This window comes from Xanthomonas sp. NCPPB 3442 (assembly GCF_056725145.1).
This window is the reverse complement of the sequence record NZ_CM161514.1, coordinates 721427-743124: the sequence shown is the minus strand read 5'-3', so window position 1 is coordinate 743124 and position 21698 is coordinate 721427. Positions and strand designations below refer to the sequence as shown.

Annotated in this window: 18 protein-coding genes; 10 read left to right on the top strand and 8 right to left on the bottom strand. The window is 67.1% G+C overall.

Going from position 1 to position 21698, the window contains the following annotated elements; all coding sequences use genetic code 11:
- Positions 1-45: 45 nt before the first annotated feature.
- The 5 genes from AC1POX_RS03240 to def form a co-directional block, all read right to left on the bottom strand.
- Positions 46-1323: an O-antigen ligase family protein gene (locus AC1POX_RS03240; protein WP_029820470.1), complete on the bottom strand. Its 1278-nt coding sequence runs from the start codon at positions 1321-1323 to the stop codon at positions 46-48.
- 166 nt (positions 1324-1489) lie between these two features.
- A complete protein-coding gene (locus tag AC1POX_RS03235; RefSeq protein WP_372356736.1) occupies positions 1490-3211 on the bottom strand; it encodes an ArnT family glycosyltransferase in 1722 nt (573 codons plus the stop codon).
- Between the two features lie 48 nt (positions 3212-3259).
- Positions 3260-4570, bottom strand: coding sequence for a 16S rRNA (cytosine(967)-C(5))-methyltransferase RsmB (gene rsmB / locus AC1POX_RS03230; protein ID WP_372356735.1), 1311 nt, complete (start codon positions 4568-4570; stop codon positions 3260-3262).
- The gene (gene fmt, locus AC1POX_RS03225; protein ID WP_057680861.1) at positions 4570-5493 is read right to left on the bottom strand and encodes a methionyl-tRNA formyltransferase; all 924 of its coding nucleotides are present in this window, start codon (positions 5491-5493) and stop codon (positions 4570-4572) included. The genes rsmB and fmt overlap by 1 nt, the downstream gene beginning before the upstream one ends.
- A gap of 388 nt (positions 5494-5881) precedes the next feature.
- Positions 5882-6394: a peptide deformylase gene (gene def / locus AC1POX_RS03220; protein ID WP_008572823.1), complete on the bottom strand. Its 513-nt coding sequence runs from the start codon at positions 6392-6394 to the stop codon at positions 5882-5884.
- Between the two features lie 131 nt (positions 6395-6525).
- Between def and AC1POX_RS03215 the strand changes: the two genes are divergently transcribed.
- The 9 genes from AC1POX_RS03215 (at position 6526) to AC1POX_RS03175 (ending at position 16410) form a co-directional block, all read left to right on the top strand.
- Complete coding sequence (locus tag AC1POX_RS03215; RefSeq protein ID WP_014091218.1) at positions 6526-7662, top strand: LysM peptidoglycan-binding domain-containing protein; 1137 nt, start codon at positions 6526-6528, stop codon at positions 7660-7662.
- 71 nt (positions 7663-7733) lie between these two features.
- Complete coding sequence (dprA, locus tag AC1POX_RS03210; protein ID WP_014091219.1) at positions 7734-8879, top strand: DNA-processing protein DprA; 1146 nt, start codon at positions 7734-7736, stop codon at positions 8877-8879.
- A gap of 42 nt (positions 8880-8921) precedes the next feature.
- On the top strand, positions 8922-9395 hold the full coding sequence (locus AC1POX_RS03205) for a DUF494 family protein (RefSeq protein ID WP_003484452.1): 474 nt from the start codon (positions 8922-8924) through the stop codon (positions 9393-9395).
- A gap of 40 nt (positions 9396-9435) precedes the next feature.
- Positions 9436-10161, top strand: coding sequence for a pilin (locus AC1POX_RS03200; RefSeq protein ID WP_127165559.1), 726 nt, complete (start codon positions 9436-9438; stop codon positions 10159-10161).
- A 41-nt stretch (positions 10162-10202) separates the two neighbouring features.
- Entirely contained in the window at positions 10203-11480 is a 1278-nt protein-coding gene (locus AC1POX_RS03195) for an RDD family protein (RefSeq protein WP_372356734.1), read from the top strand.
- A 182-nt stretch (positions 11481-11662) separates the two neighbouring features.
- A complete protein-coding gene (locus tag AC1POX_RS03190; RefSeq protein WP_014091221.1) occupies positions 11663-14155 on the top strand; it encodes a DNA topoisomerase I in 2493 nt (830 codons plus the stop codon).
- Positions 14156-14165: 10 nt separating this feature from the next.
- On the top strand, positions 14166-14729 hold the full coding sequence (gene tsaC / locus AC1POX_RS03185) for an L-threonylcarbamoyladenylate synthase type 1 TsaC (RefSeq protein WP_008572029.1): 564 nt from the start codon (positions 14166-14168) through the stop codon (positions 14727-14729).
- A 230-nt stretch (positions 14730-14959) separates the two neighbouring features.
- Positions 14960-15736 carry a hypothetical protein gene (locus AC1POX_RS03180; RefSeq protein WP_029820480.1) on the top strand — a complete coding sequence of 259 codons (777 nt, stop codon included), beginning with the start codon at positions 14960-14962 and terminating at the stop codon, positions 15734-15736.
- A gap of 23 nt (positions 15737-15759) precedes the next feature.
- Positions 15760-16410: a DUF4124 domain-containing protein gene (locus tag AC1POX_RS03175; protein WP_005911401.1), complete on the top strand. Its 651-nt coding sequence runs from the start codon at positions 15760-15762 to the stop codon at positions 16408-16410.
- Between the two features lie 168 nt (positions 16411-16578).
- Here AC1POX_RS03175 and AC1POX_RS03170 read toward each other — a convergent pair whose 3' ends face one another.
- Positions 16579-17355, bottom strand: a complete 777-nt coding sequence (locus AC1POX_RS03170; RefSeq protein WP_005911403.1) for an SDR family oxidoreductase — start codon at positions 17353-17355, stop codon at positions 16579-16581.
- Positions 17356-17628: 273 nt separating this feature from the next.
- Here AC1POX_RS03170 and AC1POX_RS03165 point away from each other — a divergent pair, with 273 nt between their 5' ends.
- Complete coding sequence (locus AC1POX_RS03165; protein ID WP_003484467.1) at positions 17629-17844, top strand: hypothetical protein; 216 nt, start codon at positions 17629-17631, stop codon at positions 17842-17844.
- A 293-nt stretch (positions 17845-18137) separates the two neighbouring features.
- On the opposite strand, the gene sppA is transcribed toward AC1POX_RS03165, so the two are convergent.
- Both sppA and AC1POX_RS03155 read right to left on the bottom strand, forming a co-directional pair.
- Positions 18138-20039 carry a signal peptide peptidase SppA gene (gene sppA, locus AC1POX_RS03160; RefSeq protein ID WP_014091225.1) on the bottom strand — a complete coding sequence of 634 codons (1902 nt, stop codon included), beginning with the start codon at positions 20037-20039 and terminating at the stop codon, positions 18138-18140.
- 84 nt (positions 20040-20123) lie between these two features.
- On the bottom strand, positions 20124-21500 hold the full coding sequence (locus tag AC1POX_RS03155) for an MATE family efflux transporter (protein WP_372356733.1): 1377 nt from the start codon (positions 21498-21500) through the stop codon (positions 20124-20126).
- Positions 21501-21698 lie beyond the last annotated feature (198 nt).

Genomic DNA, 21698 nt, shown 5'->3' with positions numbered 1-21698 from the left:
CGCTGCCGGGGCATGCGCCACATGCAGCCGGTGGATCATCCGCCGCTATCGAGCGCGTGCCACGTCCGACTGCACCTGTTGCGCCTGCCGCGCCGACAGACCCACCAGCACGCCGACCATGGCCGTGTAGAAGCTCGCCGCCACCTGGTGCGCGAACATCGATTGGGTCAGGCCGCACAAGGCATAACTGATCACGAGCATCACCCCGGCCGCCGCCGGGCCGCGGAACTGCTGCTGCCCGCTGCGCCGATGCAGTCGCACGAACATCCACAGCGGCACGCCGTAGACGGCAAGCAGCAGCAACAGCCCGGGCACGCCCTGGGTGGCACTCCATTCGGCCAGATCGTTGTGCGCATGCCCCAACTGGCAACGGAACAACGACGGGTCGGCGGCACAGGCCGGCAGGTCGTGCATCGCATCGTCGAAACGCCCAACGCCCACACCGGTCAGCGGATGCGCCGTCACCGTGTCCCAAGCCACATGCAGGCGTTCGATACGGGCACCGGCCGACGAATCGGTGTCGCCCACTTCGTAACGCTGCAGGTCACGCTGCAATTCGCCCAGGCGCATCTGGTCGGTCAGCGCCGGCACGCTGAGCGCGACGCCCACCGCCAGCACCGCGCCGCCGATGAAGGTCAGCAGGCGCACGCGCGTGCTGTGCCAGGGCGCACCCCAGATCAGCACGCCCAGCGTGGCCAGCATCGCCAGCCACACCCCGCGGCTGCCGCTGAGCACGATCACCACCACGGTGGCGACCCCAGCGCCCACCAGCCAGCGCACGCTGCCGAGCGGGCGGCAGAACACCGCCACCACCAGCAACATCAGCACGATATCGGCAAACACAATGGCATTGGTGAAGCCTTCGGCGCGGTCGGCACCGTTCATCACCTGCAGCAGCGCGATCAGCATGGCCGCAAACACGCCGACCAAGGCACCGCGCCACAACCACAGCTGGCGCGGCTGCAACGCATAGGCCCACAGCGCCGCCCAAGGCAGCACCAGGAAGCGCGAGCGATTGCCCACATCGCGCAGCCCGTGCTCGAACAACGCGATCGACAGCAGCGACATCGCAATCACCGCCACCGTCAGCCAGCCCACCACGCGCAACGACCACTCGCGCGCGGCAATGGCCTCACGCAAGCTGCGCCAGCCCATCAACGAACCAAGCAGCAGGCACAGGCCGAACGGCAGCAACCCGCTCGGCATGCTCACCACCAGCGCAGTCAATGCGAACGCGCCCAGCTCGGCAATGCGCACGCCTGCCCGCGAGGTGGTCGGGGCAGAGGGCGACAGTGACGCGGGTTGGGGACGCAAGGAATTCATCTACAAAATCGGTGGGAAAAGGGGGGCGACGCAGTGCGCGGGCTTCGGCAGCGCCGGCCAAGCTAACGATGCGACGCATGAATCCCTGCTAGACAGCGACCGGCCGCTGCATTGACGCCGTGCCAATGGCACCTGGCACGCGCGTGTGCCGGTGGAGTCGGCCGGCTCATTCGGTATCCAGGTTGCCCTGCTCCTTTGCTTCCACCGCACGCTCGCTGGAGCTGGCCACGCAGGGGCCACGCACGGCATCGGACGGCACCAACCACCAGCGCCGGCGATTGGCCACGCCCACCAACTGGCTGCGGCTGCGATCCACGCAGGCCAGCAATGCGGTCTCCTGTGCCATCAGCCAGCGCTGGCCGGGTTGCTCTGCCTGCCAGGCCACGCCGCGCTGCAATTGGGCTTCCCACGGCACCTTGAAGCCGAAGGTCTGCGCAGGCCGGTCGGCCATCAGCAGGTTCTGCTCCTTCCACGCCACCAGCCCGAGTTGCGCATCCGGGCCGATGCGGCGCCCGGCCTCGCGCATCACCGCACCGGCCGAACTGGAATCGTTGAAGATCGGGTAACACACCAGCCCGAACGCCACCCACCACGCGCCAAGCAGCGAAACCACCGCGAACGCGGAGCGGCGCACGCGCATCAGCAGCAGGCTGGCGATGCCCCAGCTACCCACCGCCAGCAGCAGCCAGCCCAGCGGGTCGGTGGCTTCGCTGCCGACCCCGCGGCTGTCCATGATCTTCTGCTCGAAGCCCGGGTGGCCGATCAGCATCGCCACGCCGCCCGCGCTGAACGCCACTGCCAACAGCAGCCCGAACCCGAACAGCAGCCGCTGCACGCCAGCCCGGCGCAGCAGGCCCGGCACCAGCGGCGCCAGCGCCAGGCAGAACATCGGCAGCGCCGGCAGGATGTACACATCGCGCTTGCCGCTGGGAATGGTGAAGAACACCAGCACCAGCAGCCACCAGGCCAGCAGCAGCAGATAGCGCGGATCGCGTCGCTTCAGCCGGCGCCGCCACGCCGGAATCGCCCACGGCAGCAGCAGGATGGTCGGCAGCCACATCGTGGCCATGCTTTGCAGGTGGTACCAGACCGGCTGCGCATGATCCCAGGAGTTGGCGTAGCGCTTGGCGGTCTGGCGCAGCAGGATGTCGTTGAGATACACGCGGTACTCGGGCTGGCCGGCGGTCAGCGCGGTCACCATCATCGGCACGAACCACAGCGCGATCGCCCCGAAGAAGAACAGCGGCCCCAGCCAGAAGCGCCGGTCGCGCACGTGCACGCGCACGCCCGGCCAGCCGCGCGCCGCTGCAATCCCGGCCGGGATCAGCAGCAGCAGCGCGATGATGCCAACGCCCTTGGTGATCACGCCCAACCCGGCGGCGAACCAGCCCAGCGTCCACCAGCGCCAGGCCGGACCCATCAGCAGATGCCGCAACAAGCCGTAATTGGCCAGGGTGATCCAGAACACCACCAGCGGGTCGATCTGCGCCTTCTTGGCCTGAAAGGTGAAGTGCAGCGTAAACAGCAGCATCCAGGCCGCATACACGCCCACGCGCCGGGTCCACAGCCGCCGGCCCAGATCGTAGACGCAGGCCAATGTGCCCAACGCGGCCAGCAACGACGGCAGCAGGAACGCCACCCGCCAATTGCCCAGCAGCGTGTAGAACAGCGCCTGCAGCCACATCAGCATCGGTGGCTTGTCCGAATACAGCTCGTTGCCGCGATGCGGGAACAACCAGTCGCCGCTCAACACCATCTGCTTGGCCACCAGCGCAAAGCGCGGCTCGTCCGCCGGCCACGGGTCACGCAAACCCAGGCCGGCTCCAATCACCAGCACGGCGGTCATGGCCAGCAACCAGACATCGGTGGAAGCGCGATTCTTGAACATGTCGGGCGGCAGTCGGACGCAGAAGGTGGAGCGCTGGACTTCGCGCGATCAGGAGGCTTTTAGCAAAAGCGCGTAGAAAAATCCGTCGCAGTGCGTCTCGCCTGGAAACCGCTGACGTCCGGCGCCGGCGGCATGCCCGAACTGCGCACCCAAGGGCTGCGCCTGTGCATCGGGAGTGCGCTGCAGGAATGCCTCGACCTGCGCCTGGTTCTCGCGCGCCAACAGCGAGCAGGTGGTGTACAGCAATTGTCCGCCCGGGCGCAGCGTGCGCCAGGTCGCATCCAGTAGCCGCGCCTGCAGCGCGCACAGCGCATCGATATCGTCGGCGCGCCGGTGCAGCAGCACATCCGGTTGACGACGCACCACGCCGGTGGCCGAACATGGCGCGTCCAGCAGCACCGCATCGAACGGCCGGCCGTCCCACCACGCGTCCGGATCGGCGGTGTCGGCCGCCTGCAATGCAACCTGCGCGTCGGGGACTGTGCGCTGCAAGGTCTGCTGCACGCGCTCCAGGCGGCGCGCATCCACATCCAGCGCAGTGAGCTGCAAGCCGGGGTGGCGCTCCAGCAGATGCGCCGCCTTGCCGCCCGGCGCCGCGCAGGCATCGAGCACGCGTGCCGACGGCGCCAGGGTCAACGCATCGGCCACCTGCTGGGCAGAGCCGTCCTGCACCGAAACATCGCCGTCGGCAAAGCCCGGCAACTGGCTCACCGGCACGGCGTTGTGCAGGCGCACCGCATCCGGCAGTACCGCGTCGGTGTGCGCGACGATATCCACTTCGGCCAGTCGTGCGACATACCTCGCAGGGTCGGTGCGCGAACGCTGCACGCGCAGCCACATCGGCGCCATCTGCGCACTGGCGGTAAAAATGGCTTCGGCACGATCGCCCCAGTCCGCGCGCAGCTGCTTGCGCAGCCACGACGGCCAACCGGCATCGTCGGCCACCGCCGGAAATCCTTCACGCTGGGCGCGCCGCAAGATCGCGTTGACCATGCCGGCCTGACGGGGCCGGCCCAATGCGCGGCACGCATCCACCGTGGCCGACAACGCGGCGTGCGCGGGCAGCTGCAGCACGTCGAGTTGGGCGAAACCGACCATCAGCAGCGCCTTGAGTTCGGCATCGCGGGGCGGCAACGCACGTTCCAGCCATTGCCGCAACGCGACGTCATAGGCCGGACGCCGGCGAATGACCGCAAAGCAGATCGCCTCCACCAGCGCACGATCGCGCGGATCGCCGATGCCGGGCAAGGTGGCGGCAAGTTCGGCCTTCAACGACCGGCCCTGATCGAACACCGCCGTCAGCACGCGTGCGGCGGCCAGGCGCGAGGCAACGCCGGCGGTTGCGGTATCGGCCGACATCAGCGCAGCGCCGGCAGGTCGCGTCGCGCGTTGAGGTAATCGGCGGCGGTGATCGCCTTGCCGCCCTCGCGCTGGAGCACGCGCACCCGCAGCGCACCCTCACCGCAGGCGATATCGATGCCCTGCTTGCTGGCCGCCAGCAGGGTGCCCGGGGGGTGTTGATGGGCCAGTTCAAGCGCCACCGCGCCATGCAGGCGCACGCGCTCGCCCGCCAGGATCGCCTCGGCCACCGGCCACGGGTTGAACGCCCGCACGCGCCGCGCCAGTTCCTGCGCCGGCTGCGCCCAATCCAGCCGCGCCTGCGCCTTGTCCAGCTTGTGCGCATAGGTCACCCCGTCGGCCGGCTGCGGTTGCGCCACCGGACGGATGCCGGCGCGCAACAGACCCAGGCCATCGGACAGCACTTGCGCGCCCAGCGCGGCCAGCCGGTCGTGCAGCTGCCCACCGGTTTCCTGCTCGCCAATTTCGATGCGCTGCGACAGCAGCACCGGGCCGGTGTCCAACCCGGCTTCCATCTGCATCAGGCACACCCCGGTCTCGGTGTCGCCGGCCTCGATCGCACGCTGGATCGGCGCGGCGCCACGCCAGCGCGGCAGCAACGAGGCATGCACATTCCAGCAGCCGTGCGTCGGCGCGGCCAGCACTGCCTTTGGCAGGATCAACCCGTAAGCCACCACCACCATCAGGTCCGCATCCAGCTTGCGCAACGTCGCCAATGCTTCGGGCGAACGCAGCGTCTGCGGCTGGAACACCGGAATGCCGCGCACGATCGCCTCCAGCTTGACCGGCGAGGGCGTCAACCCGCGGCCACGCCCGGCGGGGCGATCCGGCTGCGTGTACACCGCCACCACCTCATGCCGCTGCGCGGCGGCACGTAGCGACGGAACGGCAAAATCCGGCGTACCGGCGAAGATGATTCTCATAAGGCTGGGAGTCGGGATTCGGGAGTAGGGATTCGCAACGGCAGGTGTGCTGGCCGGGGCGCGAATGGCGTGGAGCTGAGAGGTAGGAGCAGATTTGTGGGGGATTTGGAAACCTGGCGCCAGAACCGGCGTTGCCCGTCACCATCGAGCGCGAGGCGGGAATCGCAGCCGGCAATTCGATGCCTGCTACGGCAGTGCCTTATCCAATCCCGAATCCCGATCTTTGAGACCATCCGTCTACAGACGGGCCGGTATCGCGATGCGCGGGCAAAGCCCACGAGCCAGATCGCAGCAGACTTCGCATTCGAGGATTCGACACCAGCAGATTCAAAACACTGCAAAAACCCGCTTTTGCCAATCCAGAATCCGCAATTCCCAATCCCGGCCCTCAAGCCACATGCTTGCGCTGTTTGGCCAGCTTCTTGCGCACCATTTCGCGCTTGAGCGGCGAGAGATAATCCACGAACAGCTTGCCGTCCAGGTGGTCCATCTCGTGCTGGATGCACACGGCCAGCAGCCCGTCGGCCTGCAGTTCCTGCGCCTGGCCCTGGCGGTCGAGATAACGCACGGTGATCGCGTCGGCGCGGCTGACATCGGCATAGATGCCGGGCACCGACAGGCAGCCTTCCTGATACAGCTGCTCGCCCTGTTTGCTCACGATCTCGGGGTTGACGAACACCTGCGGCAGGTTTTTCTCGTCGCTGATGTCGATCACCATGAATCGCTTGTGCACGTCCACCTGACTGGCGGCCAGGCCAATGCCTGGCGCCTCGTACATGGTCTGGAACATGTCGTCCAGCAGCGTCTGGAACGCCTGGCTGGTGACCTCGGCAGCATCGACCGGCACCGCCTTGGTGCGCAGCCGCGGGTCGGGAAACTCAAGAATTGGGAGCAAAGCCATGGGGTTACCCGTCTGGAAACACCGGCGCGGCGCCGGCAAGACGCTGTCATTCTAGCGCAATGCTTGCGTGACGCCCCGGTTTCTAGACTATAGTGCGCAGACCTGTTGGGGAATCAGGCAAGAAGGCACCTATGTTGAACCGACTTCGTACGGTCGTCGCTGCGGCGATGCTGACCGTCGCGACCTACGCTGCCGCGCAAGCGGTGGGCGAGCATCCAGACACCTATGTGGTCCGCAAGGGCGATACCTTGTGGGACATCGCTGGGCGTTTCCTGCAAAAACCATGGCTGTGGCCGGAAATCTGGCAAGCCAATCCGCAGATTCAGAATCCGCACCTGATCTATCCGGGTGACGTGATCAGCCTGGCCTATCTGGACCGGGTCGGCAAAGGCACGATCCAGCCCGGCCCGCGCCAGGAAGCGCCGATCAACGCCATTCCGCTGGCCGACGTCGAGCCGTTCCTGAAGAACCTGCGCGTGGTCGACGATTTCGACCAGTTGCCGTATGTGGTGGGTCTGGAAGGCGGACGCACGCGTGCCACCACCGGCCAGGTCGCCTACGTGGTCGGCCTGGAAAACGCGCAGCCGGGCCAGCGCTTTGCGGTGGTTCGCCCGACCGTGAAGTTCAGCCTGCCCAAGCACAACGAAGATCTGGACATGGCCGGCAACATCACCGCCGGCTCGGGCAACATCTGGAAGAACTTCATCGCGCCGAGCACGCGCCGCGAGTTCCTCGGCTACGAGATGGCGCAGGTCAATGTCGGCACCATCACCCGCAGCGCGGCAGGCGGCAACTCCAAGGCGGCGACCCTGCTGTTGCAGGACAGCGGCCGCGAAGTGCGCGCTGGCGATCGCATCGTTGCGGTCGAAGCGCAGCCGTACGATCTGCAGTTCATCCCGCATCCGCCGTCGGAACAGGCGCTGCAGACCGAACTGCGCGTGCTGGCCATCGCCGATGCCTTCACCGTCGGCGGCACGCGCGATGTGATCGCCATCTCCGGCGGCGCCCGCGAAGGCATCAACAACGGCACGGTGTTCTCGATCTGGCGCAAGGGCCGCACGGTCAGCGACCGCGTCAAGCACTCGCGCTTCTCGCGGACCGACGACGATTTCAGCGGCCCGTCCGGCTCCACCGTCGGCCTGCCCGACGAGTACGCCTCGCATGCGATGGTGTTCCGCACCTTCGACAAGGTCAGCTATGCGCTGGTGATGGAAAGCGTCAAGCCGACCGGCCTGGGCTATTTCGTCAAGCATCCTGACGCGCAATAAGCGAAAGATCCGATGCACCAACGCGACGGCGCCCGAGGGCGCCGTCGTCGTTTGCGGCCTAGCCTGGGTGTATGGCCCAAACCGCTCCCGACCTGCGCGCACTGCTCATCCTGCTGCTGGCAGGCGGCCGCAGCCCGCCGCGCCGAAAATTGCTGACCTCGTACGGGTCAGCGTCCGAAATGCTGGCAGCCGGGCCTGGGGCGTGGCGCGCCGCTGGTTGCGATGAGGTGCAGGCTGCGCTGCTGCAGGGCCCCGATCCACAGGCGCTGGAGGCCGGGCTGCGCTGGTGCGAACAGCCCGGCCACCACCTGATCGGCTGGTGCGATCCGGATTACCCGGCCCTGTTGCGGCATATCGCCAATCCGCCGATGGCCTTGTTCGTGGACGGCGACCCCAATGTCCTCTGGCACCCGGGCGTGGCGGTGGTCGGCAGCCGCTCGGCCACTGCCGGCGGCCGCGACCATACCCGCGCATTCGCCTCCAGCCTGGCCTGCGCCGGGCTGAGCATCGTCAGCGGCATGGCCGCCGGCGTGGATGCGATCGCACACGAGGCCGCATTGGCCCAGCACGACGGCATCACCGTGGCGGTGGTCGGCACAGGTGTCGATGTCGCCTATCCCGAGCGGCACCAAGGCTTGCGCGATCGCATCGCCGAACGCGGCGCGGTGGTCAGCGAATATCTGCCTGGCACTGCTCCGGTCGCGGCGCACTTTCCGGCCCGCAACCGGATCATTGCCGGGCTGGCACTGGGGACGCTGGTGGTCGAAGCGGCGATGCGTTCGGGCGCACTGATTACCGCCCGGCTGGCGGCCGAAGCAGGGCGCGAGGTGTTCGCCCTCCCCGGCTCGCTGCACAATCCGCTCGCGCGCGGCTGCCATCACCTGATCCGGCAGGGCGCCACGCTGGCGCAGGAGCCTGCACAGGTCATCGAAGGACTGGGCCAGCTGTCTGGCGAATTGGCCAGCGCCTTGCGCGAGCGCCTGGCCGCCCCCACTGAATTGCCCAGCAAGGCAACCACCAGTGCTGGCGCCGGTCCCGCCCGCTCCGATCCCGACTACCAGCGCTTGTGGCAAGCGCTGGGCCACGACCCAACCCCTATGGATTCATTGGTGCAGCGCACCGGATTGACGGCCGCCGCGCTGTCCTCCATGCTGCTCATCATGGAACTGGAGGGAGACGTGGTCACCGAGCACGGTCGCTATACCCGCAATCCTTAGTTTCTTCACCTCCACAGCGTCGCGCGACGCAGGCCGAGGGCAATGAAAGAGAGCATTCTCGATGTACTGCTGTACCTGTTTGAACATTACTTCAGCGAAGACGCGGACCTGGTCCGTGACCGTGACTCGCTTCAAAATGGCCTGATCCAGGCCGGTTTTAGTCCCGCAGAAATCAGCAAGGCCTTCGATTGGCTGGACGCGCTTTCCGAGCAGCGGCCCAGCGTCGCGCGGCCGCATGTCGATGGACCGGTGCGTATCTATCACGGGCCGGAGCTGGACAAGCTCGATGTCGACTGCCGCGGGTTTCTGCTGTTCCTCGAGCAACACCGCATTCTCGACGCCGACCAGCGCGAGTTGGTGCTGGACCGCGCCATGGCGCTGGATCAGGACGAACTGGATCTGGACGACCTCAAGTGGGTGGTGCTGATGGTGTTGTTCAACCAGCCCGGGGCGGAAGCGGCCTACGCCTGGATGGAAACCCAGATGTTCCTGGACGAGCCTGAACCCGTACACTGAGCGTTGAAGCCGCCACGGATGTGCGTGCAGGGGAACGGGGATGCGCAGTTGGTATTACGCCGATGGCCACCGCCATCGGCATGGTCCGGTGGCCGACGACGTCTTGCTGGGCCTGTATCGCGATCGCGTGATCGCCCTGGATACGCTGGTCTGGCGCGAAGGCCTGGACAACTGGTTGCCGCTGTCAGCGTGCGCCGACACCCTGGGCCCGCCAGTCTCCACGGATGTGCGTGCGGGCGCGGTTCCGCCGCCGTTGCCGCCTGCCGCGGCGCACATTGCGCCTGCCCAGTCGTCTGTCGCGCCACCAGTGCAGCCGCGTCGCAATGGCCCCGGCTGGCCGCTGGTTGCAGTGCTGGGTGCGCTGGCCGGTGTTTTCGTGATGGTGGGCGTCATCGGCATCCTCGCTGCGATCGCGTTCCCGGCCTACAACGATTACCTGAGCCGCGCCAAGGTCGCCGAGGCGGTCGGCGAACTGGCGGCATTGAAGCCGCAGATCACCGAATTCCTGGCCAGTGAGGGCCGCTGCCCGGTCAATGACGACGCGGGGTTCAAGCCACCCGAGCAGTACGCGAGCGAGCGGCTGAGCAGCGTGCGCATCGGCCGTTTCGAGGGCAGCGAATGCGGCATCGAAGCCGTGCTCCATGCGCCCAAGTCGGCCCGAATCGACGGCAAGGCCGTGTGGCTGGAGCTGGATGCGGATGCCGGCAGCTGGCACTGCAGTTCCGAAATCGACGACACCCAACTTCCACCGGATTGCCGCGGCTGACTGCCTGCTGCATGCCGATCGCTACACGTTAAGGGGACAACATGACGCAGTGGTACTACGCCGACGCACAGCAGCAGCGCCAGGGGCCGGTGGACACGGACACGCTTCGCGCGCGCCTGTCGCAGGGCATCATCGACCGTTCCAGCCTGGTCTGGCGCGAAGGTCTGGCGCAGTGGGTGGCACTGCACGAGATCGAGGGCGAGCTGGGCTTGGACAGCGCGGCGGCGTCCGCGGCCCCGGAAGCCGGCGGGCAGATGCCGGCGGATGCGGCAAGCCATGCACCATTGTCGGCTGCGCACCCGGGCCACGACGCGCCGGCGACAGGTTCGCCTACCGCGACCCTGCCGATCGATGACCACGCCAGGGGGACATCGCACTGGCAACCGGCAGCTGCCGATGGCGGCATTGCCGGTGCGGGTGCAGATGCAGGCACCAGCGCCAGCGATGCCGGCGCGGCTGCCGCTGCCGATCACCACCCGGCAATCGCCTCACTACACCGGTCACACGATCAATCCCCTTCATCAGACACCTCAGCATGGTCCAACACGCCGCTGGCGTCAGATCCAAGCCCGACCACGCCCTCGGGCACCACGTCGCCACCGGGTTACACCGCGGCAGCGGCGACCACGCCACTTCCAGGGGCCTGGGATGCCCCGGCCCTCGCCGCGCCCGCCGCAGACACGGCGCTGCAGGATGCGCCAGTGGTCTACGCCGGGCTCTGGCGGCGCGTGGCCGCCAGCATTCTCGATAGCCTGATCACCACCTTTGCGGTGTACCTGATCGTGATTCCGCTGGTGTTCGTGGTGGCGCTGGTCACCACGCGCGGCGATTCGGGTTCGGCGCTGGACGACGGCAGTGCGCTCGGCATCGCCATCGTGGTGATGTCCTACGGCATCGGCCTGGCCATCCCGACGCTGTATTTCGCCTGGATGCAGTCCAGCCGGCATCAGGCCAGCCTGGGCAAGCTCGCCTGCGGCATCAAGCTGGTGCGCGCCGACAGCAACGGCGGGCGGGTCGGATTCTGGCGCAATGTGCTGCGCTATCTGGCCTACATGCTGATCAGCGTGCTCACCCTGGGCATCGGCGTGATCGTGGCGGCCTTCATGGCCGGCATGACCGCGCGCAAGCAGGCTCCGCACGACAAGGTCTGCGACACCCTGGTGGTGGACCGTTGGGCATTCACCGAGCATCCGGAGCGGCAATCCAGGGGTCTGGATACCGTGTCCATCGTGGTTCTGGCCATTTACGCGGTGATCCTGGTGCTCTCGGTGGTGGCCGTCGCCTTCATGCTGGCGGCGATCGGAATGAGCCAGCGCTAGCAATTCGCGGCGCCGGCCGCTTGACACGGCGGCGTCCGCCGTGATCTTTCTAATAAGAGAACTGAACGCCCGGGAGTCCTTCCCGGGCGTTAACGCGTGGGAAACGGTCGATCTGCTTCCCTCGACCGGCCAATTAGGCCACGCTACCCGCCCCCCGGGCTCCGCCCCAAGAAGTTGCCACCATGCCCAAGCACCTGCTCATCGTCGAATCGCCCGCCAAGGCCAAGACGATCAATAAATACCTCGGCAAGGACTTCACCGTCCTGGCCTCGTATGGGCACGTGCGCGACCTGGTCCCCAAGGAAGGCGCGGTTGATCCGGACAACGGCTTTGCGATGCGTTACGACCTGATCGAGAAGAACGAGAAGCACGTCGAAGCCATTGCGCGTGCCGCCAAGAGTGCCGACGACATCTTTCTGGCGACCGACCCGGACCGCGAGGGCGAGGCGATTAGCTGGCATATCGCCGAGATCCTGAAAGAGCGCGGCCTGCTCAAGGACAAGCCGATGCAGCGGGTGGTGTTCACCGAGATCACCCCGCGCGCGATCAAGGAGGCGATGGCCAAGCCACGCATGATCGCCGGCGACCTGGTGGATGCGCAGCAGGCGCGCCGCGCGCTCGATTACCTGGTCGGCTTCAACCTCTCGCCGGTGCTGTGGCGCAAGGTGCAGCGCGGCCTGTCCGCTGGCCGCGTGCAATCGCCGGCGCTGCGCATGATCGTCGAGCGCGAAGAAGAGATCGAAGCCTTCATCCCGCGCGAATACTGGTCCATCGATGCGCACTGCCGCCATCCCTCGCAGGCGTTCAATGCGCGGCTGATCAAGCTGGACGGGCAGAAGTTCGAGCAGTTCACCGTGACCGACGGCGACACCGCCGAGGCGGCGCGCCTGCGCATCCAGCAGGCCGCGCAAGGCGTGCTGCATGTCACCGACGTGGCCAGCAAGGAGCGCAAGCGCCGCCCCGCCCCGCCGTTCACCACCTCCACGCTGCAGCAGGAAGCCTCGCGCAAGCTCGGCTTCACCACCCGCAAGACCATGCAGGTGGCGCAGAAGTTGTACGAAGGCGTGGCACTCGGCGACGAAGGCTCGGTCGGTCTGATCAGCTACATGCGTACCGACTCGGTGAACCTGTCGCAGGACGCGCTGGCGGAAATCCGCGATGTGATCGCGCGCGATTTCGGCACCGCTTCGCTGCCCGACCAGCCCAACGCCTACACCACCAAGTCCAAGAACGCGCAGGAAGCCCACGAAGCGGTGCGCCCGACCTCCGCACTGCGCACGCCTGCGCAAGTGGCGCGCTTCCTGTCCGAGGACGAGCGCCGCCTGTACGAGCTGATCTGGCGCCGCGCAGTGGCCTGCCAGATGATTCCGGCCACGCTCAATACGGTCAGCGTGGACCTGTCGGCCGGCAGCGAGCACGTGTTCCGCGCCAGCGGCACCACCGTGGTGGTCCCGGGCTTTCTGGCCGTGTACGAAGAAGGCAAGGACACCAAGAGCAGCGAGGACGAAGATGAGGGCCGCAAGCTGCCGCTGATGAAGGCCGGCGACAACGTCCCGCTGGACCGCATCGTCACCGATCAGCACTTCACCCAGCCGCCGCCGCGCTTCACCGAAGCGGCGCTGGTCAAGGCGCTGGAGGAATACGGCATCGGCCGTCCTTCCACCTATGCCTCGATCATCCAGACCCTGCAGTTCCGCAAATACGTCGAGATGGAAGGCCGCAGCTTCCGCCCCACCGACGTCGGCCGGGCGGTGTCCAAGTTCCTGTCCGGGCATTTCACCCGCTATGTCGATTACGACTTCACCGCCAATCTGGAAGACGATCTGGATGCGGTGTCGCGCGGCGAAGCCGAGTGGATCCCGCTGATGGAGAAGTTCTGGGGCCCGTTCAAGGAATTGGTCGAAGATAAGAAAGACTCGCTGGACAAGACCGATGCCGGCAGCGTGCGCGTGCTCGGCACCGACCCGAAAAGCGGCAAGGAAGTCAGTGCGCGCATCGGCCGCTTCGGCCCGATGGTGCAGATCGGCACGGTCGAAGACGAGGACAAGCCCACCTTCGCGTCGCTGCGTCCGGGCCAGAGCATCTATTCGATCTCGCTGGAAGACGCGCTGGAACTGTTCAAGATGCCGCGCCTGCTCGGCCAGGACCAGGACCAGGACGTCAGCGTGGGCATCGGCCGTTTCGGCCCGTTCGCGCGCCGCGGCAGCACCTATGCCTCGCTGAAGAAGGAAGACGACCCCTACACCATCGACCTGGCGCGCGCGGTCTTCCTGATCGAAGAGAAGGAAGAGATCGCACGCAACCGGGTGATCAAGGAATTCGACGGCAGCGACATCCAGGTACTCAACGGACGCTTCGGCCCGTACATCAGCGACGGCAAGCTCAATGGCAAGATCCCCAAGGATCGTGAGCCGGCGTCGTTGACGTTCGAAGAAGTGCAGCAGCTGCTGGCCGACACCGGCAAGCCCGTGCGCAAGGGCTTTGGCGCCAAGAAGGCCACCCTGAAGAAGAATACGGTCAAGGATTCGGCGCCGAAGAAGCCTGCCGTCAAGAAGACCGCGACCAAGACCGCAGCCAGCAAGACCGCCGTCAAGAAGGCGCCGGCCAAGAAGACCGCTGCCAAGAAGGCCGCCAAGCGCGTGGTCAAGAAAGTCGTGAGCAAGGCCGCAGGCTGAGAGGCGCAGCATGACCGACACACTCGACCTGGATCGCGCCGTCGCCACACTGACGCAGGGCGGCGTGATCGCCTACCCGACCGAAGCGGTGTGGGGACTGGGATGCGACCCGCGCCAGGAGGCGGCCGTACTGCGGCTGCTGGAGATCAAGCGGCGCCCGGTGGAGAAAGGCGTGATCGTGGTGGCGTCGAGTGTGGACCTGCTGCGCGACTGGGTCGACATCGACGCACTGGAGCCGGCACGCCGGCAGGACGTGCTGGCCAGCTGGCCCGGCCCGCACACCTGGATCCTGCCGGTCACCGCTCGGGCGCCGCGCTGGGTCACCGGCGAACATGACGGGCTGGCGGTACGCATCAGCGCGCATCCCGTGGTGGCAGCGCTGTGCGCGGCCTGGGGGGCGCCGCTGGTGTCGACCAGCGCCAACCTGGCCGGCGAGCCGCCGGCGCGCAGCCGCGCCGCCCTGGATCCGGCATTGCTGGCGACGATCGACGGCGTGGTGGATGGCGAGACCGGCGCCCTGGCGCAGCCGACCCAGATCCGCGACGCACGCAGCGGGCAGATCCTGCGCGACTGAGTGCGGCCGAGAAACGGCCGCGCAGCCATGAGGCGCGCGCGGCGGGTCCATCGGTCGTCTATCCCTACGCCGAATGTTCCGGGCCGTCGCCCTTGGCGGCCTACCTGGTCACTGCCTGGCATTCCGGAAGCAGGCCGCAGCCATCCGGTGCGTTGTCGCCTCGCCCCTGCACACCGTTCGTTCAGCCGCACCCCCTTTGCGGCGGCCGCACGGACGCGCACACTGCAGCCATGCGTACCGTCCTGACTCTTCTGCTGCTCGCCGCGGCGCTGCCGGCGTCGGCCGCCACCACCGCGAGCAAACCCGACCCGAATGTGCGGGTCTATCGCTGCGTGAGCAGCGCCGGCACTGTCGCCCTGCAGGATGCACCCTGCAGCAGCGGTCGCCAGCAGGTGCTGGATCTGCAACGGCCGCAAGACCCGCCGCCGCGTCCGGCGCGCGTGGAGCCGCCGGCACCGGTCGCCGCAGCGCCCACGCATGAGGTCCGCATCGTTACCGTGCAACCGCCACAGCCGATGTACGAGTGCACCACCGAAGACGGCAACCGCTACACAAGCGACAGCCCGGAAGGCAATCCGCGCTGGGTGCCGACCTGGGGGCCCGCCTATGTGGGCAACACCATTGCTCCCCCGGTCCGCGGCGGTGGCGGCATCCAGCGTCCACCGATCTCGGTGAGCCCGCGTCCGGCGATCTCGGTGCAGGGTGGCTCCGGACGAGGAAGCGTCCGCGGCAGCGCAAGCTTCGGCGTAGATAGCTACCAAAGCGGCTATCAGGGCGGTTACAACGGCGGCGGATACGGCGGCACGGTCATCGTGCCGTACGGCAACGTGCAGATCCGCGACGAATGCCACGCCCTGCCCGCACAGGAAGTCTGCGCGCGGCTGGCCGACCGCCGTTGGGAGCTGATCCGCCGCTACAACAGCGCGCTGCAGAGCGAGCGCGAGGATCTCAGCCGCGAACAGCGCGGCATCGAGGCACGCCAGCAACGCGACTGCGGCGGCGCATGAGGCGCTGGCCGTTATTGGGCGCAATGACGCTCAGCATGATGGCGCTCGGTTCGCTGGCCGGCGCGCAGGAAGTGGCCATCTATCGCTGTACCGATCCGACTGGCGCACTGACGGTGCAGAACATGCCGTGCCCGAAGGGCATGCAACAACAGAAGAAGCTGATGACCGCACCGGCGGCGGTGCCATTCGCGCCCGGCGGCGCTACCAACCCAGCGCCTGCACCTGCGATGCCAGCGGCGCAACCACGGGCTGCTGCGCAGGCGGCTGCATCGGCACCCGCCGCACCGGCCACGCCCGCCGCACCGCCAGCACCGACGGTTACCTCGACATCGACCCTGCCACCGCCGCCGCTGTTCGAGTGCACCGCACACGACAACGGACGTTACTTTACCGAAGACCGCGAACCGGCCACGCGCTGCCTGCCGATGCAGACCACCAATCTGGCCGGCGGCCCGGCCACCGGGGGCGGCAGCGCCTGCGAGGTGGTCACCGACCGCTGCGCGCCGGTGCCGGACCAGAGCCTGTGCGAGGCCTGGCGAAAACGCGCCGAGCAGGCCGAATCCACCTGGCGCTTCTCCGATGACGCGCAGTCGGCCGAACGCAAACAACGCTATGAGCAGATGCGCCGGGTTCTCGACGAGAGCCGTTGCGCCAATCCGGCCGCCACGCCCTGAGCACGCCTGTCGTGCGATGAGCCAACGGGTCTGGACGGTTGCCGGGCAATCGCCATTTGGCTGAAAGACGACGCGCAGCATGGGCGGGTGCATGAACATGGTGCATGAACATGCCGGCTCTGCGTCCATGCGCATCCACTCGGAACCAGGCGGTATGTGTCGCCTGCGCTAGAACCCGTAGCGCAAGAAGCCGCCGTCCACCGCGATGCATTCGCCGGTGATGTAACTGGCAGCCGGCAGACATAAAAAACCCACCGCCGCGGCAACTTCTTCCGGTTCGCCAATGCGGCGCATCGGCGTGCGTTCGATGACCTGTTCGTAGTAGTCCGGATCCGACAACGGACCGGAGGTGCGGCGGGTACGGATGTACCACGGCGCCACCGCGTTGACGCGGATGCCGTCTTCGGCCCACTCCACCGCCAGGTTGCGCGTCATTTGCTGCAACGCCGCCTTGGTCATGCCGTACGGCGCGCCGCTGCGCACATGGGTGATGCCCGAGACGCTGCCGACGTTGACGATGGCCGAGGCTGCGTGTTGCGCCAACAACGGGTGCGCATAACGCGACAGTTCGAATGCGGAAAACACATTGGTTTCGAAGATGCCGCGCCACTCGTCTTCGGTGTAATCGATCGCGGCGCGGGTCACGTTGCCGCCGGCGTTGTTGATCAGCAGATGCAGGCCGTCGGCGTGGTCTTCCACCCAATCCAGGATCGCGCGGCGCTCTTCATCGTCGGAGACATCGGCGGCCAGCCCGTGCAGTTCGCGCTCGGGAAACTCGTCGGCAAGCTCATCGCGCGCCTGCGCCAGGGCATCGGCATCGCGCGCCACCATCAGCAGGTCGGCACCGAAGCCGAGCAGCTCGCGCGCGATGGCAAGACCAATCCCGGCACTGGCGCCGGTGATGAGGGCGGTCTGTCCATCCAGCCGCCAACGGTGCGTTGTCACGTGGTAATCCTCTTCAAAGCGCAGGAAACGGCCGCTGCAACGCAGTTGACGCGCATGCGTGGCCCGGGCGTTAGAGCGTGGTATGCACGTTGAGATGAGATGCGTTGGCCGTCAGCGGTGCGGAGCGGGTGCTGCGTGGCGCCGGCTTGGCTGGCGCCAAGGCAAGCCGCGCGGCGCCGCTCCGTGCCGCTGGCGGCCAACCCGCCGGGAAGCAATCACCTCAACGTACATAACACGCTCTAGGATAACGCCACCCCAAGCGAGGTCACGACGATGAAGATGCATTGGATGCTTGCGGTTGGTCTGGCGTTGTCGCTGGGCGCCTGTCAGCGGCCGCAGCCCGCGCCCACCGATCAGAAGCCCGATCCGCAAGCCACCGCCTTGCGCGACCACATCCAGCAACCGTTGAACAAGGCGCACGCGGTGCAGGCCGCAACCGACCAGGCGGCCGACGATCAGCGCAAGGCGATCGATGCCGCCACGCAGTAGCGAAACCTCGGCAACCGGTGAACTGGCGCCCTGAAGCGCCTGCAGTTGGTGCCAATCAGCGCACGGATGTGCCAATAGCCACCGGTGAACGCCTGCCAAGGCCGTAACTGCACTCAGCACGACATGCGCGATACGAGTGGCCGATGGTTGCGCGCTCGACGATTGCTGCGTGGGTCTTGCCGCCTGCTTCGTTCGTTCGGCCGTTCAAATCACCGCATCATCCGCGCGCACACAACAACGCCGGCACATGGCCGGCGTTGTCGATGCATCAAGTGCGCACTGAGCGCAACGCGTCAGAACCCGCAGAAGCAGTAGGCCAGCGACTTGACCGGCGTGCCGCCTGCCTTGCTGTCGTGCACGGCGCTTTCGACAAAGCGCAGCTGCGTATCCACTTCCGGCAACGAGCGGGCCAGCAGCGCGCGCGCCATGCCCGAGTCGCCCAGCATCCAGGCGCCCATGCGGCTGCCGGCAAACCCGCTCATGAACTGCGAGAACGGCGTGGCCGGCTTTTCCACATAGCGCACGCGGAACTTGCCGCGGCTCAGCTTGGCGCGGTCGGCCGCATCGGCCACCGCTTCGGACATGCCGCCGAACGCATCCACCAATCCACGCTCCTTGGCCTGCGCGCCGCTCCACACACGGCCACGCGCCACCTTGTCGATCGCCTCCACCGACTGGTGACGCGCCTGCGCCACCTTGCCGGTGAAGTCGGCGTAGCCCTTGTTGATCACCGCCTGGATGACCTGGCCGGCAGCCGGATCCAGCGGACGGGTGATGTCGAACGCACCGGCGAACCGCGTGGTGGCCACGCCGTCGGTGTGCACGCCGATCTTGTCCAGCGCGCGGGTCAGGTTCGGCACCATGCCGAAGATGCCGATGGAGCCGCTGATGGTCGATGGGTCGGCGTAGATGCGATCGGCATTCATGCTGATCCAGTAACCGCCGGACGCGGCCAGATCGCCCATCGACACCACCACCGGCTTGCCGGCCTGCTTGAGCGCAACCACTTCGCGGCGGATCTGCTCGGAGGCGAAGACTTCGCCACCGGGCGAATCCACGCGCAGCACCACCGCCTTCACTTCCTCGTCATCGCGCGCCTGGCGCAGCAGCGCCGCCGTGGACTCGCCACCGATGCGTCCGGCCGGCTGTTCGCCACCGCTGATCTCGCCCGCCGCCACCACCACCGCCACCTGCGGGCGACTGTCCATCGGCGAACGCTGCGCCTGCAGCTGGCTCAGATAATCGTTGAACCCGATATTGCGGAAACCGCTGTCGGCATCGCTGTCGGCCACACCGCGCTTGACCAGCAGCGCATCGACTTCTTCGCGCGTCTTGAGCCCGTCCACCAGCTTCTGTTGCAGCGCGAACTTGGCCAGGTCGCCACCGGCGGCGGCCACGCCTTCGGGCAGCGTGTCGATGCCGGCAGCCAGCTGCGCCGGGCTCAGCTTGCGCGCGGTGCCCACGTCGGCCAGATAGCGCTGCCACACATCGTTCATCCAGAACAAATCCGCTTCCTTGGCATCGGCCGAGGCCGCGTCCAGGATGTACGGCTCGGCTGCAGACTTGTACTCGCCGACGCGGAACAGATGCACGTCCACACCGAGCTTGTCCTGCAGGCCTTCGCGGAAGTACTGGCGATAGCGGCCAAGGCCTTCCAGCAACACGCTGCCCATCGGGTCCAGATACACCTCGTTGGCCTGTGCGGCGAGCAGGTACTGGCCCTGGCTCATGCTCTCGCTGAAGGCCACGATCTGCTTGCCGGAGGCGCGCAACTTCTGCAATGCGACGGCCACTTCGCGTTGGGAAGCAAATCCGGACGGTTGCAGCTTGTCCAGGTTCAACAGCACGCGCTCGATCTTGCGGTCCTTGCCCGCCGCCTCGATCACGCGCACCAGGTCGCGCAGTTGCACTTCTTCGGCGCTCTTGTCGCCGACCGCCTTGGCCAGGGACCGGCTGACCGGGTCTGCACTGAATTGTTCGACCAGCGTACCTTCCGGGTTGATCACCAGGGTGGTGCGCTCGGCCAACGGCTTGGTGCCATCGCCACGCGCCAGCGCCACCACGAACACCAGCAACAGCAGGAACAGGAACCCGAAGAACACCAGGTTGAAAATCAGGCGCCGGGTGAAATTCATCACATCCCACAGGCCGACGAAGAAGCTGGCGATGGGATTGCGACGCACGGGGTGGTTCATGGAAAGCTCCGTCGAAAGACGCTGCATACAGATCGATGGTGCCCAGCATACCGGCTGCGCAGCGCGCGCGGCATGCGCTGGAAGTCAGGGTGTCACGGTGGCGGTCAGCCGCCGGCTGGTCTGGCGGAAGCGCAGCCCCATCAGGATCGAGGCCACCGTCAGGCCCAGGATCAGGCCCACCCACATGCCCTTCGGTCCCCAGCCCAGCCCCAGGCCGAGCCCGGCGCCGATCGGCATGCCCACGCCCCAGTACGAAAACATCGCCAGGAACATCGGCACGCGGGTGTCCTTGAGCCCGCGCAGCGCGCCGGCCGACAGCACCTGGATGCCGTCGGGAAACTGGAACGTGGCGGCAAACAGCAGCAACACCGACGCCAGCGCGGCCACGGCCACGTCGTCGGTATAGACGCCGACGATGGCATCGTGGCCCAGCAACAGTGCGCTGGCCGACAGCGCTTGGGTGCCCAGCACGATCGCATAGCCGGCCCAGGCCGCGCGCCGCATCGCCAGCGGGTCGCCGCGGCCCACTGCGTGGCCCACGCGCACGGTGGTGGCCTCGGCCACGCCCATCGGGATCATGAAGCACAACTGCGCGACGTTGATCGCGATCTGGTGCGCGGCCGCTTCGGTGGAGCCCAGCCGGCCGATCAACAACGCAGTGACGATGAACAACCCGCCTTCCATCAACACGGTGATGCCGATCGGCAAGCCGGTGCGTAGCAACTCGCCGATGGCGCGCCAGCGCGGTCCTTCCAGGTGGGCGAACAAGTGCAGATGCGCAAACCGCCGTGCGCGCCACAGATACAGCGCAAACACGCTCGCCTGCACCCACATGGTGATGGCCGAGGCGATGCCCAGCCCTTCGGCACCGTGCTCGGCGAAGCCGAACTTGCCATAGGTCAGCGCATAGCCCACCGGTGCCAGCACCAGCAGGCCGCCAAAACCCAGCAGCATGGTCGGCAGCGTCCAGTGCATGCCCTCGCTGAGATAGCGCATGCAGAAGTAGAAGGTCAGCGCCGGCACGCCCCAGCGCACCGCGTGCAGGAACGCGGTGGCGCCGGGCACGATGTCCGCTGCAATCCCGAAGGTGGGCAGCAACGGCGGCACCACGCTCAGGAACACGAACATCAGCGCACTCAGCCCCAGCGACAGCCACAGCGCCTGCCGGAACAGCGGCCCGATCTCGCGCTCGCGGCCGGCGCCAAGCAATTGCGAGACCGAGGCAGTCAACGAGATCAAGGTGCCGATCGGCACCAGCATCGGCAGCCACAGCAGCGAGGTGCCGATGGTGACTGCAGCCAGCGTGGCGGTGCCGTGGTGGCCGGCGATGACGTTGTCGACAAAACCGATCAGGCCGGTGGAAACGTGGCCGAGCACCAGCGGCAACGCAAGCAGGCCGGTGGTGCGCACTTCCGAGGCGAAGCATGGCGTCGCGGACGGGGGTGCAGAAGAAACAGACATGACAACCGATCGCTGCGCGGACTACGGCCGTGCCGGGAGGCGCTGGCACCGGGTCGCGCGGGCCGGCTATCTTACGCCTACTTTCCGACTGCGGCCTTGCCGCGCAGCTGGGTAGAGCCCGCTGCGCGACTGCGCGCGCGGGCAAAACGCGAAGGCTGCTGCAACCGGGCCGGCGCGGGAGACCGTTGTACGCGTGCG